Annotated in this window: 12 protein-coding genes; all 12 read left to right on the plus strand. The window is 65.8% G+C overall.

Annotated features, from left to right (window positions below; genetic code table 11):
• The first annotated feature begins 113 nt into the window (after nt 1–113).
• The 12 genes from acs (at nt 114) to astB (ending at nt 14486) form a co-directional block, all read left to right on the plus strand.
• Entirely contained in the window at nt 114–2069 is a 1956-nt protein-coding gene (gene acs / locus KF707C_RS06870; RefSeq protein ID WP_003455206.1) for an acetate--CoA ligase, read from the plus strand.
• 552 nt (nt 2070–2621) lie between these two features.
• Nucleotides 2622–3404 carry an ABC transporter substrate-binding protein gene (locus tag KF707C_RS06875; RefSeq protein WP_003455205.1) on the plus strand — a complete coding sequence of 261 codons (783 nt, stop codon included), beginning with the start codon at nt 2622–2624 and terminating at the stop codon, nt 3402–3404.
• 108 nt (nt 3405–3512) lie between these two features.
• Entirely contained in the window at nt 3513–4202 is a 690-nt protein-coding gene (locus tag KF707C_RS06880; protein WP_003455204.1) for an ABC transporter permease, read from the plus strand.
• Nucleotides 4199–4897: an ABC transporter permease gene (locus tag KF707C_RS06885; RefSeq protein WP_003455203.1), complete on the plus strand. Its 699-nt coding sequence runs from the start codon at nt 4199–4201 to the stop codon at nt 4895–4897. Before KF707C_RS06880 ends, KF707C_RS06885 begins: the two co-directional genes overlap by 4 nt.
• Nucleotides 4898–4901: 4 nt before the next feature.
• The gene (locus tag KF707C_RS06890; protein ID WP_003455202.1) at nt 4902–6014 is read left to right on the plus strand and encodes a succinylglutamate desuccinylase/aspartoacylase family protein; all 1113 of its coding nucleotides are present in this window, start codon (nt 4902–4904) and stop codon (nt 6012–6014) included.
• Between the two features lie 19 nt (nt 6015–6033).
• On the plus strand, nt 6034–6798 hold the full coding sequence (gene aotP, locus KF707C_RS06895) for an arginine/ornithine transport ATP-binding protein AotP (protein ID WP_003455201.1): 765 nt from the start codon (nt 6034–6036) through the stop codon (nt 6796–6798).
• Between the two features lie 96 nt (nt 6799–6894).
• The gene (gene argR, locus KF707C_RS06900) at nt 6895–7881 is read left to right on the plus strand and encodes a transcriptional regulator ArgR (RefSeq protein WP_003455200.1); all 987 of its coding nucleotides are present in this window, start codon (nt 6895–6897) and stop codon (nt 7879–7881) included.
• A gap of 333 nt (nt 7882–8214) precedes the next feature.
• Nucleotides 8215–9435 (plus strand): aspartate aminotransferase family protein, encoded by a 1221-nt coding sequence (locus tag KF707C_RS06905; RefSeq protein ID WP_003455173.1) that lies wholly within the window; start codon nt 8215–8217, stop codon nt 9433–9435.
• Between the two features lie 129 nt (nt 9436–9564).
• On the plus strand, nt 9565–10581 hold the full coding sequence (aruF, locus tag KF707C_RS06910) for an arginine/ornithine succinyltransferase subunit alpha (protein ID WP_003455170.1): 1017 nt from the start codon (nt 9565–9567) through the stop codon (nt 10579–10581).
• A 75-nt stretch (nt 10582–10656) separates the two neighbouring features.
• Nucleotides 10657–11679 (plus strand): arginine N-succinyltransferase, encoded by a 1023-nt coding sequence (gene astA, locus KF707C_RS06915; protein WP_003455168.1) that lies wholly within the window; start codon nt 10657–10659, stop codon nt 11677–11679.
• Nucleotides 11680–13143 carry a succinylglutamate-semialdehyde dehydrogenase gene (gene astD / locus KF707C_RS06920; protein WP_003455165.1) on the plus strand — a complete coding sequence of 488 codons (1464 nt, stop codon included), beginning with the start codon at nt 11680–11682 and terminating at the stop codon, nt 13141–13143. It begins immediately after the preceding gene.
• Nucleotides 13140–14486 (plus strand): N-succinylarginine dihydrolase, encoded by a 1347-nt coding sequence (gene astB / locus KF707C_RS06925; protein WP_003455162.1) that lies wholly within the window; start codon nt 13140–13142, stop codon nt 14484–14486. Before astD ends, astB begins: the two co-directional genes overlap by 4 nt.
• The last annotated feature ends 6 nt before the right edge of the window (nt 14487–14492 follow it).

Below are 14492 nucleotides of genomic sequence, written 5' to 3' on the forward strand. Positions count from 1 at the left end.
GGCGCTTCGACCATAGTCCGTGTTTGGTAAGACCATGGTCGAATGGCCCTACGAAAGGGTGGGGGATACAAAAGGCGCCATACAAAAACAACTACCCACCGAGGTAAGACCCCATGAGTGCTGCTTCTCTGTATCCGGTCCGCCCTGAAGTGGCCGCCGCGTCCCTCACCGACGAAGCGACCTACAAAGCCCTGTACCAGCAATCCGTCATCAACCCCGATGGCTTCTGGCGTGAACAGGCCAGGCGCCTGGACTGGATCAAGCCCTTCACCAAGGTGAAGCAGACCTCCTTCGACGATCACCACGTCGACATCAAGTGGTTTGCCGACGGTACCCTCAACGTTTCCGCCAACTGCCTGGATCGCCACCTGGAAACCCGTGGCGACCAGCCGGCCATCATCTGGGAAGGCGACGACCCGTCCCAGAGCCGCACCATCACCTACCGCGAGCTGCACGAGCAGGTCTGCAAGTTCGCCAACGCGCTGCGTGGCCAGGACGTGCACCGGGGCGACGTGGTGACCATCTACATGCCGATGATCCCGGAAGCCGTGGTGGCCATGCTGGCCTGTACCCGCATCGGCGCCATCCACTCCGTGGTGTTCGGTGGCTTCTCGCCCGAGGCCCTGGCCGGCCGCATCATCGACTGCAAGTCCAAGGTGGTGATCACCGCCGACGAAGGCCTGCGCGGTGGCAAGAAGGTACCACTGAAGTCCAACGTCGACGACGCCCTGACCAACCCTGAAACCAGCAGCGTGCAGAAGATCATCGTCTGCAAGCGCACCGGCTCCGACATCAAGTGGAACCCGCACCGCGACATCTGGTTCGAGGACCTGATGAAGGTGGCCGGCTCCACCTGCCTGCCGAAGGAAATGGGCGCCGAGGATCCGCTGTTCATCCTCTACACCTCCGGCTCCACCGGTAAGCCCAAGGGCGTCCTGCACACCACCGGCGGCTACCTGGTCTACGCCTCCCTGACCCACGAGCGGGTGTTCGACTACCGCCCGGGCGAGGTCTTCTGGTGCACTGCCGACATCGGCTGGGTCACCGGTCATACCTACCTGGTCTACGGCCCGCTGGCCAATGGCGCCACCACCCTGATGTTCGAGGGCGTGCCGAACTATCCGGACGTGACCCGCGTCGCCAAGATCGTCGACAAGCACAAGGTCAACATCCTCTACACCGCCCCCACCGCCATCCGCGCGATGATGGCCGAGGGCAAGGCCGCGGTCGAAGGCGCCGACGGCTCCAGCCTGCGCCTGCTGGGCTCGGTGGGCGAGCCGATCAACCCGGAGGCCTGGCACTGGTACTACGAGAACGTCGGCCAGTCGCGCTGCCCTATCGTCGACACCTGGTGGCAGACCGAGACCGGCGCCTGCCTGATGACCCCGCTGCCGGGCGCCCACGCCCTCAAGCCGGGCTCCGCGGCGCGGCCGTTCTTCGGCGTGCAGCCGGCGCTTGTGGATAACCTGGGCAACCTGATCGACGGCCCGGCCGAAGGCAACCTGGTGATCATCGACTCCTGGCCGGGTCAGGCCCGTACCCTGTACGGCGACCACGACCGCTTCGTCGACACCTACTTCAAGACCTTCAAGGGCATGTACTTCACCGGTGACGGCGCCCGCCGCGACGAGGACGGCTACTACTGGATCACCGGTCGCGTGGACGACGTCCTGAACGTCTCCGGCCACCGCATGGGCACCGCCGAGATCGAGAGCGCCATGGTCGCCCACCCGAAAGTCGCCGAGGCCGCGGTGGTTGGCGTGCCCCACGACATCAAGGGCCAGGGCATCTATGTCTACGTCACCCTGAATGCGGGCGAGGAGTCCTCCGAGCAACTGCGTCAGGAGCTGAAAGCCTGGGTGCGCAAGGAGATCGGTCCGATCGCCACCCCGGACGTGATCCAGTGGGCTCCGGGCCTTCCGAAGACCCGCTCGGGCAAGATCATGCGCCGCATCCTGCGCAAGATCGCGGTCGCCGAGTACGACGCACTCGGCGACATCTCCACCCTGGCTGATCCCGGAGTGGTGCAGCACCTTATCGATACCCATCGCACCATGCGGGCTGCCTGACCGGCTCCCGCCGCAAACCCCGCCCCGGCCACAAGCCGGGGCGGGGTTTTGCATTTTCTGGAACCCTTCGGCGGTAGGCGCTCGCCAATTGCCGATTCCCTATCGGTTTTTCAGCGCGCGCCCCGCATCCCGTAACACACCGGGTTACGGTGCGCACCGATCTGGTTCCATTGGGAACGTTCTGGTCGCTCCTGGTGCGATTTCGACAGCCTTCGCAACAAGGCGGAGTCGGGCAGGTCGCGCAATAGCTGGGCTCTGGCTTTTATGGCGCGGTAATTGCTGTTGTTTAAGGTTTGATAATTGATTCTCCCGGCACTTTTCCCTGTGCCTGTCAATCCTCTTTCGCCCCCTCTCCGACGCTTCTGTAATTTGTTGTCGCATTGAAGAAATATCGACTTAAGGGCTGTGGCTAGAATGCCGCACACCCAGTCGGAGCCTTTTGCCTACGGCCGCCAGCCGGCAAAGACGACGACTCTTTCTAAAATTCGTGGACCGTCTGGGCAAAATCTCACGCTGCCGACAGAAGCCATTCCCCTTTGAAGGAGTCAGAACATGAAAAAGATCGCTCTCCTCGGCGCCATGGCGCTGTCCCTGCTGTCCCCCCTGGTCGCCATCGCCGATGATGCCAAGCCCCTGCGCATCGGTATCGAAGCGGCCTACCCGCCCTTCGCCTTCAAGACCCCCGACGGCAAGATCACCGGCTTCGACTACGACATCGGCAACGCCCTGTGCGAAGAGATGAAAGTGGAGTGCAAGTGGATCGAGCAGGAGTTCGATGGGCTGATTCCGGCCCTGAAGGTGCGCAAGTTCGACGCGGTGCTGTCGTCCATGACCATCACCGAGGAGCGCCTGAAGTCCGTGGATTTCACCGGCAAGTACTACCACACGCCGGCGCGCCTCGCGATGAAGGAAGGCAGCGTGATCAATGACCCGCTGACCGACCTCAAGGGCAAGAAAGTCGGCGTGCAGCGTGCCTCCATCTACGATCGCTACGCGACCGAGGTGTTCGCACCGGCCGGCGTGGAAGTGGTGCGCTACAGCTCCCAGAACGAGATCTTCCTGGACATGGCGGCCGGTCGCCTGGACGCCACACTGGCGGACGTGGTGAACATCGACGACGGCTTCCTCAAGACCGACGCCGGCAAGGGCTTCGCGCTGGTGGGTCCGGCCTTCACCGAGAAGAAATACTTCGGCGAAGGCGCCGGCATCGCCGTGCGCAAGGGTGACAAGGCCCTGGCCGAGAAGATCAACGCCGCCATCGCCGCCATCCGTGCCAATGGCAAGTACAAGGCCGTACAGGACAAGTACTTCGCCTTCGACGTCTACGGCGAGTAATCGCTTTTCTCCGAAAGTGGCACAAACTCAAATCTGCGGTTTGTGCCACTTTTTCGTTGTGGCGGTGCCGTCCGGTGCATTCCGGCGCGCTGCATGAGGATCTGAACCATGCTCAACGGCTACGGCTCGACCATTCTCGAGGGTGCCTGGCTCACCCTGCTGCTGGCCCTTTCGTCGATCTCCCTGGCGGTGTTCCTGGGTCTCCTGGGGGCTGCCTTCCGGCTTTCGCCCATCAAGTGGGTGTCGCTGCTCGGCGAGGCCTACGCCACGGTGATCCGCGGCATTCCCGACCTGGTGCTGATCCTGCTGATCTTCTACGGCGGCCAGCAACTGGTGAACGTCGTCGCGCCGATGGTGGGCTACGAGGACTACATCGACCTCGACCCCTTCTGGTCGGGCGTCTTCACCCTGGGCTTCATCTTCGGCGCCTACCTGTCCGAGACCTTCCGTGGCGCCTTCATGGCGATCCCGAAGGGGCAGGGCGAGGCGGGCCTGGCCTATGGCATGAGCCACACCAAGGTGTTCTTCCGCATCCTGGTGCCGCAGATGATCCGCCTGGCGATTCCCGGTTTCACCAACAACTGGCTGGTGCTGACCAAGGCCACCGCGCTGATTTCGGTGGTGGGCCTGCAGGACATGATGTTCAAGGCCAAGAGCGCAGCGGATGCCACCCGTGAACCCTTCACCTTCTATCTCGCGGTCGCCGCGCTCTACCTGGTGCTGACCAGCGTCTCCCTGCTGGCGCTGCGTTACCTGGAGCGTCGTTACTCGGCGGGCATCAAGGCGGCTGAACTATGATCTTCGACTACAACGTGATCTGGGAGAACCTGCCCCTCTACTTCAGCGGCGTGCTGGTCACCCTCAAGCTCCTGCTCATTTCCCTGGCCCTGGGCCTGACGGCGGCGGTGCCGCTGGCGCTGATGCGGGTGTCCAAGCAGCCCTGGGTGAACTTCCCGGCCTGGCTCTACACCTACGTCATCCGTGGCACCCCGATGCTGGTGCAGCTGTTCCTGATCTACTACGGGCTGGCCCAGTTCGAGGCCGTGCGCGAGAGCGCCTTCTGGCCCTACCTGTCCAATGCCACCTTCTGCGCCTGCCTGGCGTTCGCCATCAACACCAGCGCCTACACCGCGGAAATCCTCGCGGGCAGCATCAAGGCGACGCCTCACGGCGAGATCGAGGCGGCCAAGGCGATGGGCATGTCACGGGCCAAGCTCTATCGCCGCATCCTGCTGCCCTCGGCGCTGCGCCGCGCGCTGCCGCAGTACAGCAACGAAGTCATCATGATGCTGCACACCACCAGCCTGGCCTCCATCGTCACCCTGGTGGACATCACCGGCGCGGCGCGCACCGTGAACTCGCAGTATTACCTGCCGTTCGAGGCGTTCATCACCGCCGGCGCGTTCTACCTGTGCCTGACCTTCATCCTGGTGCGCCTGTTCAAGGCCGCCGAACGTCGCTGGCTGGCCTACCTGGCCCCGCGCAAGGCCTGACGCCATGGAACGAATCGATCACGACCTGCCCTGGTCCGCCCCGGGCACCCGTCGCCAGTTGAGCGTCTTTCGCTTCGGGGCGGGCGAGCGCAAGGCTTATATCCAGGCATCTCTGCACGCCGACGAGCTGCCGGGCATGCGCGTCGCCGTCGAACTCAAGCGTCGTCTGGCCGAGCTGGAAGGGCAGGGGCGCCTGACCGGCCGTATCGAGCTGGTGCCGGTGGCCAACCCCATCGGCCTCGGCCAGATGTTCCAGGCCACCAGCCAGGGGCGCTTCGAACTGGGCAGTGGCAAGAACTTCAACCGTGACTTCGCCGACCTGGCGCAACTGGTCGAGCCTGCCGTGGCAGGGCGGTTGGGGGGAGATGGCGACGCCAACGTGCGGACGATCCGCAACGCGATGCTCGCCGCGCTGGATGAGCTGCCTCCCGCGGGTTCCGAACTGCAGGGCCTGCAGCGGCTGTTGCTTCGACATGCCTGTGATGCGGACCTGGTACTCGATCTGCATTGCGACTTCGATGCGGTCGTGCACCTGTACATGATTCCGCAGCAGGCGGAGACCTTCATGGATCTGGCCGCGCGCCTGGGCGCGGGGGCCGTCCTGGTGGCCGAGGATACCGGCGGCAGCTCGTTCGACGAGGCCTGTTCGATGGCCTGGCTACGACTGTCCAGGCGGTTTCCCGAAGCCGCCGTGCCGCTGGCGTGCCAGGCGGCGACGGTGGAGCTGGGCGGAATGCCGGATACCGAGCGCGAGCGCGCCGAGGCCAGCGCCGAAAGCGTCCTCGCCTTTCTCGCCCGTCGTGGCCTGATCGATGGCGATTGGCCGCCGGCTCCCGCCCTCGGTTGCGAGGCGACCCCTTTCGCCGGTGCCCAATACGCCTACCCGCCCCACGCGGGGGTGGTCAGTTTCCTCCAGCCGGTTGGTGCGCACGTCGAGGTGGGTGATCCGCTGTTCGAAGTCATTGATCCGCTCGAGGATCGCCATAGCGTCGTCCACGCCTCCACTTCCGGCGTGCTGTATGTGCGTGAGCGCCTGCGCTTCGCGCAACCTGGACTGTGGCTGGCCAAGGTGGCCGGCCGTGAACCCATTCGTCAGGGTCGCCTGCTGAGCGACTGAGCCAAACGAGAGCGAAACCATGTACAAACTCGAAGTTCAGGACCTGCACAAGCGCTATGGCAGCCACGAGGTGCTCAAGGGCGTGTCCCTGGCCGCCAAGGCCGGCGACGTCATCAGCATCATCGGCTCGAGCGGCTCGGGCAAGAGCACCTTCCTGCGCTGCATCAACATGCTGGAGCAGCCCCACGGCGGCAAGATCCTGCTCAATGGCGAGGAGCTCAAGCTGGTGGCGAACAAGGACGGCGGCCTGAAGGCGGCCGATCCCCGGCAGTTGCAGCGCATGCGCTCGCGCCTGGCCATGGTGTTCCAGCACTTCAACCTCTGGTCCCACATGAGCGCCCTGGAGAACGTCATCGAGGCGCCCGTGCATGTGCTGGGCGTACCGAAGAAGGAAGCCATCGAAAAGGCCGAGCATTACCTGGCCAAGGTCGGCGTGGCCCATCGCAAGGATGCCTACCCGGCGCACATGTCCGGGGGGGAGCAGCAGCGCGTCGCCATCGCCCGTGCCCTGGCCATGGAACCGGAAGTGATGCTGTTCGACGAGCCCACCTCGGCCCTCGATCCGGAGCTGGTGGGTGAGGTGCTCAAGGTGATGAAGGACCTGGCCGTGGAGGGGCGCACCATGGTGGTGGTGACCCACGAGATGGGGTTCGCCCGCGAGGTCTCCAACCAGCTGGTGTTCCTTCACAAGGGGCTGGTGGAAGAGCGCGGCTGCCCGAAAGAGGTGCTGGCCAATCCGCAGTCCGAACGTCTCCAGCAGTTCCTTTCCGGCAGCCTGAAGTGATGCCCGACGTGGCGGTCTTCCAGGCCGCCACGCCGCGTCGATCAGGGCGTTCGCCTTGTCCCTTTCCTTTCTCCGGGGTCTGCTAAGCTGCCTGCCATGACTGCCCATCGAATCGCTTTTCTCCTCTGGCCCGGCACCAAGGCGCTGACCCTGGCCCTGGCGGAGGAAGCCCTGCGGGTCGCCCAGCGACTGCATCCTGAAGTGGTATACGAGATGTCCTTCCTCCAGGCGGAGCCGGCCGCGGAAGGCGCCTGGCGCCTGCCCGGTGAGGCCTGGTCCGGCAAGCTGGAGGGCCAGCAGCGGCTGTTCCTGGTGGCCGACGAACCGCCGACGCAGGTTTCCCCGGCGCTGGCCGGCGCCATCAAGCAACTGGTGCGCACCGGCTGCGTAGTGGGTGCCTTGTCCGCCGGTGTCTACCCGCTGGCGTACCTGGGGCTGCTGGATGGCTATCGCGCCGCCGTGCACTGGCGCTGGCAGGACGACTTCACCGAGCGTTTCCCCAAGGTGATCGCCACCAGCCACCTGTTCGACTGGGACCGAGATCGCCTCACCGCCTGCGGGGGGCTGGCGGTGCTGGACCTGCTGCTGGCGGTGCTGGCCCGCGACCACGGCGCCGAGCTGGCGGGCGCGGTGTCCGAAGAGCTGGTGGTGGAGCGCATCCGCGAAGGGGGTGAGCGTCAGCGCATTCCGTTGCAGAACCGCCTCGGTTCCAGCCATCCGAAGCTCACCCAGGCGGTGCTGCTGATGGAGGCCAATATCGAGGAGCCGCTGACCACCGACGAGATCGCCCAGCACGTCTGTGTGTCCCGCCGCCAGCTGGAGCGGATCTTCAAGCAGTACCTGAACCGCGTGCCCAGCCAGTACTACCTGGAGCTGCGCCTGAACAAGGCCCGGCAGATGCTCATGCAGACCAGCAAGTCGATCATCCAGATCGGCCTGTCCTGTGGCTTCTCTTCCGGCCCGCACTTCTCCAGCGCCTACCGCAACTTCTTCGGCGTCACCCCTCGCGAAGACCGCAACCAGCGCCGCGGCGCCAGTCCCTTCGAGCCCCAGCAGCCGGCCGCAGTGGCTGAGCGGGGCTGAAAATCCCCTCCTGATACCCGCTCCGATAACCCGTCACAGGCTGGACCTGGTGCCGGACGTGGTGCGCATCCAGCGCACCCTGCAACCGGTTCCGGCGGGCCTTCGCGAATGCAGATACCCGCCAGTCACCCTGTGGAGAAATTTTCCACGGCGGTGCGTGGTGGTGGCGATCACCGTTTAAACTGCGCCTTCCCGACGCTTTCTGTCGCATTTCCGTAAGCGCCGGTTTTCGCGGGGTTGGCGCTGTAAGAAGTTGTCGCATGGCGGCAATGCCAACCCTGATTCAGTCCCTACAATCCTTTCATCGCTAGCCGTTCATGGCAGGAGAAACTGATGTCCGTTGAGCATGCGCAGGTCGAGCGCGCCGATTTCGACAAGGTGATGGTTCCCAACTACGCCCCCGCCGCGTTCATTCCGGTGCGAGGTGAGGGTTCCCGCGTTTGGGACCAATCCGGTCGCGAACTGATCGATTTTGCCGGCGGCATCGCCGTGAACTCCCTGGGCCATGCTCACCCTGTGCTGGTCAAGGCGCTCACCGATCAGGCCAACAGGATCTGGCACGTCTCCAACGTCTTCACCAACGAGCCGGCCCTGCGCCTGGCGAAGAAACTGGTGGACGCCACCTTCGCCGAGCGCGTGTTCCTCGCCAACTCCGGGGCGGAAGCCAACGAGGCGGCCTTCAAGCTGGCCCGTCGCTATGCCCATGACGTCTACGGCCCGCAGAAGCACGAGATCATCTCCGCCACCAACAGCTTCCACGGTCGTACCCTGTTCACCGTGACCGTAGGTGGCCAGCCGAAGTACTCCGACGGTTTCGGTCCCAAGATGGAAGGCATCACCCATGTGCCCTACAACGACCTGGACGCCCTGAAGGCGGCCATTTCCGACAAGACCTGCGCCGTGGTCCTGGAGCCCGTGCAGGGCGAGGGCGGCGTGCTGCCGGCGGACAAGGCCTACCTGGAAGGCGCCCGCAAGCTGTGCGACGAACACAACGCGCTGCTGATCTTCGACGAAGTGCAGAGCGGCATGGGCCGGACCGGCCACCTGTTCGCCTACCAGCATTACGGTGTGACCCCGGACATCCTCTCCAGCGCCAAGAGCCTGGGCGGCGGCTTCCCCATCGGCGCCATGCTGACCACCAGCGAGATCGCCAAGCACCTGGCCGTCGGCACCCACGGCACCACTTACGGCGGCAACCCGCTGGCGTCCGCCGTGGCTGAAGCCGTGCTGGACGTGATCAACACCCCCGAGGTGCTCAGCGGCATCAACGCCAAGCACGACCGCTTCAAGACCCGCCTCGAGGCGATCGGCGCCAAGTACGGCCTCTTCAGCGAGGTTCGCGGCCTTGGCCTGTTGATTGGCGCCGTGCTCTCCGAGCCCTGGAAAGGCAAGGCCAAGGATGTGCTGAACGCCGCCGAGCGTGAGGCCGTGATGGTCCTGCAGGCCGGCCCGGATGTGGTGCGTTTCGCCCCGAGCCTGGTGATTCCGGATGCGGACATCGACGAGGGTCTGGACCGCTTCGAGCGCGCCGTCGCCAAGCTGACCCAGGCCTGACACCCCGCCGGACGCGCCCTGGCGCGTCCGGCCGATCCAATCGTGAACCCGGGCCCCTGGTCCGGACCCCGCCCAGAATGGACCCACTGGTCCGTCCGGGGCCTTGAACAAGAAAAAGGAGTGAACCCCATGTTGGTGATGCGCCCCGCGCAAATGGCCGACCTCGCTGAAGTCCAGCGCCTGGCCGCGGATAGCCCCGTGGGTGTCACTTCGCTGCCGGACGACGCCAAGGTCCTGGGCGAGAAGATCGCGGCCTCCGAAGCCTCCTTCTCGGCCGAGGTCAGCTTCAACGGCGAGGAAAGCTATTTCTTCGTCCTGGAAGACAGCGAGACCGGGCGCCTGGTGGGTTGCTCCGCCATCGTCGCCTCCGCCGGCTTCTCCGAACCCTTCTACAGCTTCCGCAACGAGACCTTCGTGCATGCGTCCCGGGAGCTGAAGATCCACAACAAGATCCATGTCCTCTCGCTCTGCCACGACCTGACCGGCAACAGCCTGCTCACCAGCTTCTACGTCGAACGCGACCTGGTGAACACGCCCGTCGCCGAACTCAACTCCCGTGGCCGCCTGCTGTTCATGGCCAGCCATCCCGAGCGCTTCGCCGACGCGGTGGTGGTGGAGATCGTCGGCTACAGCGATGACCAGGGCGAATCGCCGTTCTGGGACGCGGTCGGGCGCAATTTCTTCGACCTCAACTACACCGAGGCCGAACGCCTGTCGGGCCTGAAGAGCCGGACCTTCCTCGCCGAGCTGATGCCCCATTACCCCATCTACGTCCCGCTGCTGCCGGACGAGGCCCAGGAGGCCATGGGCCAGGTGCACCCCCGGGCGCAGATCACCTTCGACATCCTCATGCGCGAAGGCTTCGAGACCGACAACTACATCGACATCTTCGACGGCGGTCCGACCCTGCATGCACGCACGTCCGGCATCCGTTCCATCGCCCAGAGCCGCCTGGTGCCGGTCAAGCTCGGCGAACCGGGCAAGGGCGGGCGCCTGCACCTGGTCTGCAACGGCCAGCTGCAGGACTTCCGCGCGGTGGTGATGGAGCTGGACTGGGTACCCGGCAAGCCCGTGGTGCTCGGCAGCGCGGCTGCCGAAGTCCTGGGTGTGGGTGAGGGCGCCAGTGTGCGCCTGGTCGCGATTTAAACCGAAGCGGGCGGCCGGGCGGGATTACCGCCGCGTGACTCGCCCCATGAAGCTCGCAGCTCTAACGGAGTCCCTATGATCGTTCGTCCCGTACGCAGCGCCGACCTGCCGGCCCTGATCGACCTGGCGCGCAGCACCGGCGCCGGCCTGACCACGCTGCCGGCCAATGAGGAGCGCCTGTCCCATCGGGTGGGCTGGGCGGAAAAGGCCTTTCGCGGCGAGGCCGAACGCGCCGACGCGGACTACCTGTTCGTCCTCGAGGACGACGACGGCAAGGTGGTCGGCATCTCCGCCGTGGCCGGTGCCGTCGGCCTGCGGGAGCCCTGGTACAACTACCGGGTCGGCCTCACCGTCAGCGCCTCCCAGGAGCTGAACATCCATCGGCAGATTCTCACGCTGTTCCTGGCCAACGACCTGACCGGCAACTCCGAGCTGTGCTCGCTGTTCCTCCATGCCGGTTACCGCACGGGCCTGAACGGCCGGCTGCTGTCGAAGGCGCGCTTCCTCTTCATCGCCGAGTTCCCGGAGTTGTTCGGCGACAAGGTGATCGCCGAGATGCGCGGCATGTCCGACGAGAATGGCGTCTCGCCGTTCTGGGAAAGCCTGGGCCGGCATTTCTTCAAGATGGAGTTTTCCCGGGCCGACTACCTGACCGGGGTCGGCAACAAGGCCTTCATCGCCGAGCTGATGCCCAAGTTCCCGCTCTACACCTGTTTCCTCTCCGAGGCGGCCCGCGCCATCATCGGCCGCGTCCATCCCGACACCGAGCCGGCCCTGGCCATGCTCAAGGGTGAAGGCTTCAGCTACCAGGGCTATGTCGACATCTTCGACGCCGGCCCGGCGATCGAGTGTGAAACGGCGAAGATCCGCGCCGTTCGCGACAGCCAGAACCTGGTGTTGGCCGTCGGCACTCCGGGCGACGACGCCACGCCCTTCCTGATCCATAACCGCAAACGCGAAGACTGCCGTATCACCGCCGCACCGGCGCGCCTGGCCGCCGGTACCCTGGTGGTGGACGCGCAGACCGCGAAGCGCCTGAAACTGTCCGCCGGCGCGTCGGTCCGTGCCGTTCCGTTGTCTGCCAAGGAGACCGTCTGAATGACTACCCATCTCATCGCCGGAAACTGGCAGGCGGGGCAGGGCGAGGCGTTCGATTCGCTGAACCCGGTGACCCAGGCCGTGGTCTGGTCGGGCCGTGGCGCCACCGCTGACCAGGTGGAGGCTGCCGTCGCTGCGGCCCGTGCCGCTTTCCCGGCCTGGGCGCGTCGCCCGCTGGAGGAGCGCATCGCCGTTCTCGAGCAGTTCGCCGTGGTGCTCAAGGCCCACGCCGATGAGCTCGCCCGCTGCATTGGCGAGGAGACCGGCAAGCCGCTGTGGGAGTCGGCTACCGAAGTGACGAGCATGGTCAACAAGGTCGCCATTTCCATCCAGAGCTACCGCGAGCGTACCGGCGAGAAGCGTGGCGCCCTGGCCGACGCCACCGCGGTGCTGCGTCACAAGCCCCACGGCGTGGTGGCGGTCTTCGGTCCTTACAATTTCCCCGGCCACCTGCCCAACGGCCATATCGTGCCGGCGCTGCTGGCGGGGAACGCGGTGGTGTTCAAGCCCAGCGAGCTGACCCCCAAGGTCGCCGAGCTGACGGTCAAGTGCTGGATCGAGGCGGGCCTGCCTGCGGGTGTGCTCAACCTGGTACAGGGCGGCCGTGAGACCGGCGTCGCCCTGGCCGGCAATCCGGGCCTCGACGGCCTCTTCTTCACCGGCTCCAGCCGCACCGGCAATCTGCTGCACCAGCAGTTCGCCGGGCGCCCGGACAAGATCCTGGCGCTGGAGATGGGCGGCAACAATCCGCTGGTGGTGGACGAGGTCGCCGACGTCGATGCCGCCGTCTACACCATCATCCAGTCCGCCTTCATTTCCGCCGGCCAGCGCTGCACCTGCGCCCGCCGCCTGCTGGTGCCCGTGGGTGCCTGGGGCGACGCGTTGCTGGCGCGCCTGGTGGCGGTCGCCGCGAGCATCCAGGTCGGCGCCTTCGATGCCCAGCCGGCGCCCTTCATGGGCTCGGTGATCTCCCTGGACGCCGCGCGCCACCTGCTCAAGGCCCAGGAGCAACTGATCGCCAAGGGCGCCAACGCGCTGCTGGCCATGACCCAGCCGCTGGAAACCGCCGCGCTGCTGACTCCCGGCATCCTCGACGTCACCGCCGTGGCCGAGCGCCCGGACGAGGAGTTCTTCGGCCCGCTGCTGCAGGTGATCCGCTACGACGGGTTCGATGCGGCCATCGCCGAGGCCAACGCTACCCAGTACGGCCTGGCGGCGGGTCTGCTGTCGGATTCCGCCGAGCGCTACCAGCACTTCCTGATCGAGAGTCGCGCCGGCATCGTCAACTGGAACAAACAACTGACCGGGGCCGCGAGCAGCGCGCCCTTCGGGGGCGTCGGCGCATCGGGCAACCACCGTGCCAGCGCCTACTACGCGGCTGACTACTGCGCCTACCCGGTCGCCTCGCTGGAAAGCGAAACCCTTGCCCTGCCTGCAACCCTTACCCCAGGAGTCAGCCTGTGAACGCCCATGAAGTGAACTTCGACGGACTGGTGGGCCCGACCCACAACTACGGTGGCCTGTCCTACGGCAACGTGGCGTCGCAGAGCAACAGCCAGGCGGCCTCCAACCCCAAGGAAGCGGCGCTTCAGGGCCTGGGCAAGATGAAGGCGCTGATGGAGATGGGCTTCAAGCAGGGCGTGTTCGCCCCGCAGGAGCGCCAGGACGTCGCCGCGCTGCGCAGCCTGGGGTTTTCCGGCACAGACGCCGAGGTGATCGCCCAGGCCGCCCGCGAGTCCATGCCGCTGCTGGCGGCCTGCAGCTCCGCCTCCAGCATGTGGACCGCCAACTCCTGCACCGTCAGTCCCAGCGCGGATACCGCCGATGGCCGGGTGCATTTCACCGCCGCGAACCTGAATTGCAAGTTCCACCGCTCCATCGAGCACCCGACCACCAGTCGCGTGCTGCGGGCGATGTTCGCCGACGAGCGACGCTTCGCCCACCACGCCGCGCTGCCGGCGGTCGGGCAGTTCGGGGATGAGGGCGCGGCCAACCACACCCGTTTCTGCAAGGGCTACGGCGATGCCGGCGTGGAGTTCTTCGTCTTCGGCCGCAGCGCCTTCGATGCGCGCTATCCCGCGCCGCAGCGCTACCCGGCGCGGCAGACCCTGGAAGCCTGCCAGGCGGTCGCCCGTCTCCATGGCCTCTCCGCCGAGGGCGTGGTCTACGCTCAGCAGAACCCGGCGGTGATCGATCAGGGCGTGTTCCACAACGACGTGATCTCGGTGGGCAACGGCGAGGTGCTGTTCTATCACGAGGATGCCTTCCTCGAGACCGACAAGGTCCTGGCCGAACTGGACGCCAAGCTGGGCAAGCGCGGCGGTCGCTTCCAGGCCGTGCGCGTGCCGCGCAGTGCGGTGGGCGTGGAGGATGCGGTGCGCTCCTACCTGTTCAACAGCCAGCTGCTCAGCCGTCCCGACGGCAGCATGCTGCTGGTGGTGCCGGAGGAGTGCCGGTCCAACGCCAACGTCTGGAACTACCTGAGCGGATTGACCGCGGGCTCGGGGCCGATCCGCGAGGTGAAGGTCTTCGATCTCAAGCAGAGCATGCAGAACGGTGGCGGACCGGCCTGTCTGCGGCTGCGGGTGGCCCTCAAGGAGGACGAACTGACGGCGGTGAATCCGGGTGTGATCCTGACCCCGGAACTCCATGCCACCCTCACCGCCTGGGTCGAGAAGCACTACCGCGATCGCCTCAGCGAAGCCGACCTGGCCGACCCGCAATTGCTGGTGGAATGCCGGACGGCATTGGATGAACTGACGCAGATCCTTAAACTGGGCGCTGTCTATCCTTTCCAACTCAACTGAGAGTCC

The sequence above is a fragment of the Pseudomonas furukawaii genome (assembly GCF_002355475.1).
Taxonomy (GTDB): Bacteria; Pseudomonadota; Gammaproteobacteria; order Pseudomonadales; family Pseudomonadaceae; genus Metapseudomonas; species Metapseudomonas furukawaii.

Bases quoted from the DNA above. Each gene is read 5' to 3' on its own strand.
- acs (WP_003455206.1), top strand. From the start codon at position 114: ATGAGTGCTGCTTCTCTGTATCCGGTCCGCCCTGAAGTGGCCGCCGCG.
- KF707C_RS06875 (WP_003455205.1), top strand. From the start codon at position 2,622: ATGAAAAAGATCGCTCTCCTCGGCGCCATGGCGCTGTCCCTGCTGTCC.
- KF707C_RS06880 (WP_003455204.1), top strand. From the start codon at position 3,513: ATGCTCAACGGCTACGGCTCGACCATTCTCGAGGGTGCCTGGCTCACC.
- KF707C_RS06885 (WP_003455203.1), top strand. From the start codon at position 4,199: ATGATCTTCGACTACAACGTGATCTGGGAGAACCTGCCCCTCTACTTC.
- KF707C_RS06890 (WP_003455202.1), top strand. From the start codon at position 4,902: ATGGAACGAATCGATCACGACCTGCCCTGGTCCGCCCCGGGCACCCGT.
- aotP (WP_003455201.1), top strand. From the start codon at position 6,034: ATGTACAAACTCGAAGTTCAGGACCTGCACAAGCGCTATGGCAGCCAC.
- argR (WP_003455200.1), top strand. From the start codon at position 6,895: ATGACTGCCCATCGAATCGCTTTTCTCCTCTGGCCCGGCACCAAGGCG.
- KF707C_RS06905 (WP_003455173.1), top strand. From the start codon at position 8,215: ATGTCCGTTGAGCATGCGCAGGTCGAGCGCGCCGATTTCGACAAGGTG.
- aruF (WP_003455170.1), top strand. From the start codon at position 9,565: ATGTTGGTGATGCGCCCCGCGCAAATGGCCGACCTCGCTGAAGTCCAG.
- astA (WP_003455168.1), top strand. From the start codon at position 10,657: ATGATCGTTCGTCCCGTACGCAGCGCCGACCTGCCGGCCCTGATCGAC.
- astD (WP_003455165.1), top strand. From the start codon at position 11,680: ATGACTACCCATCTCATCGCCGGAAACTGGCAGGCGGGGCAGGGCGAG.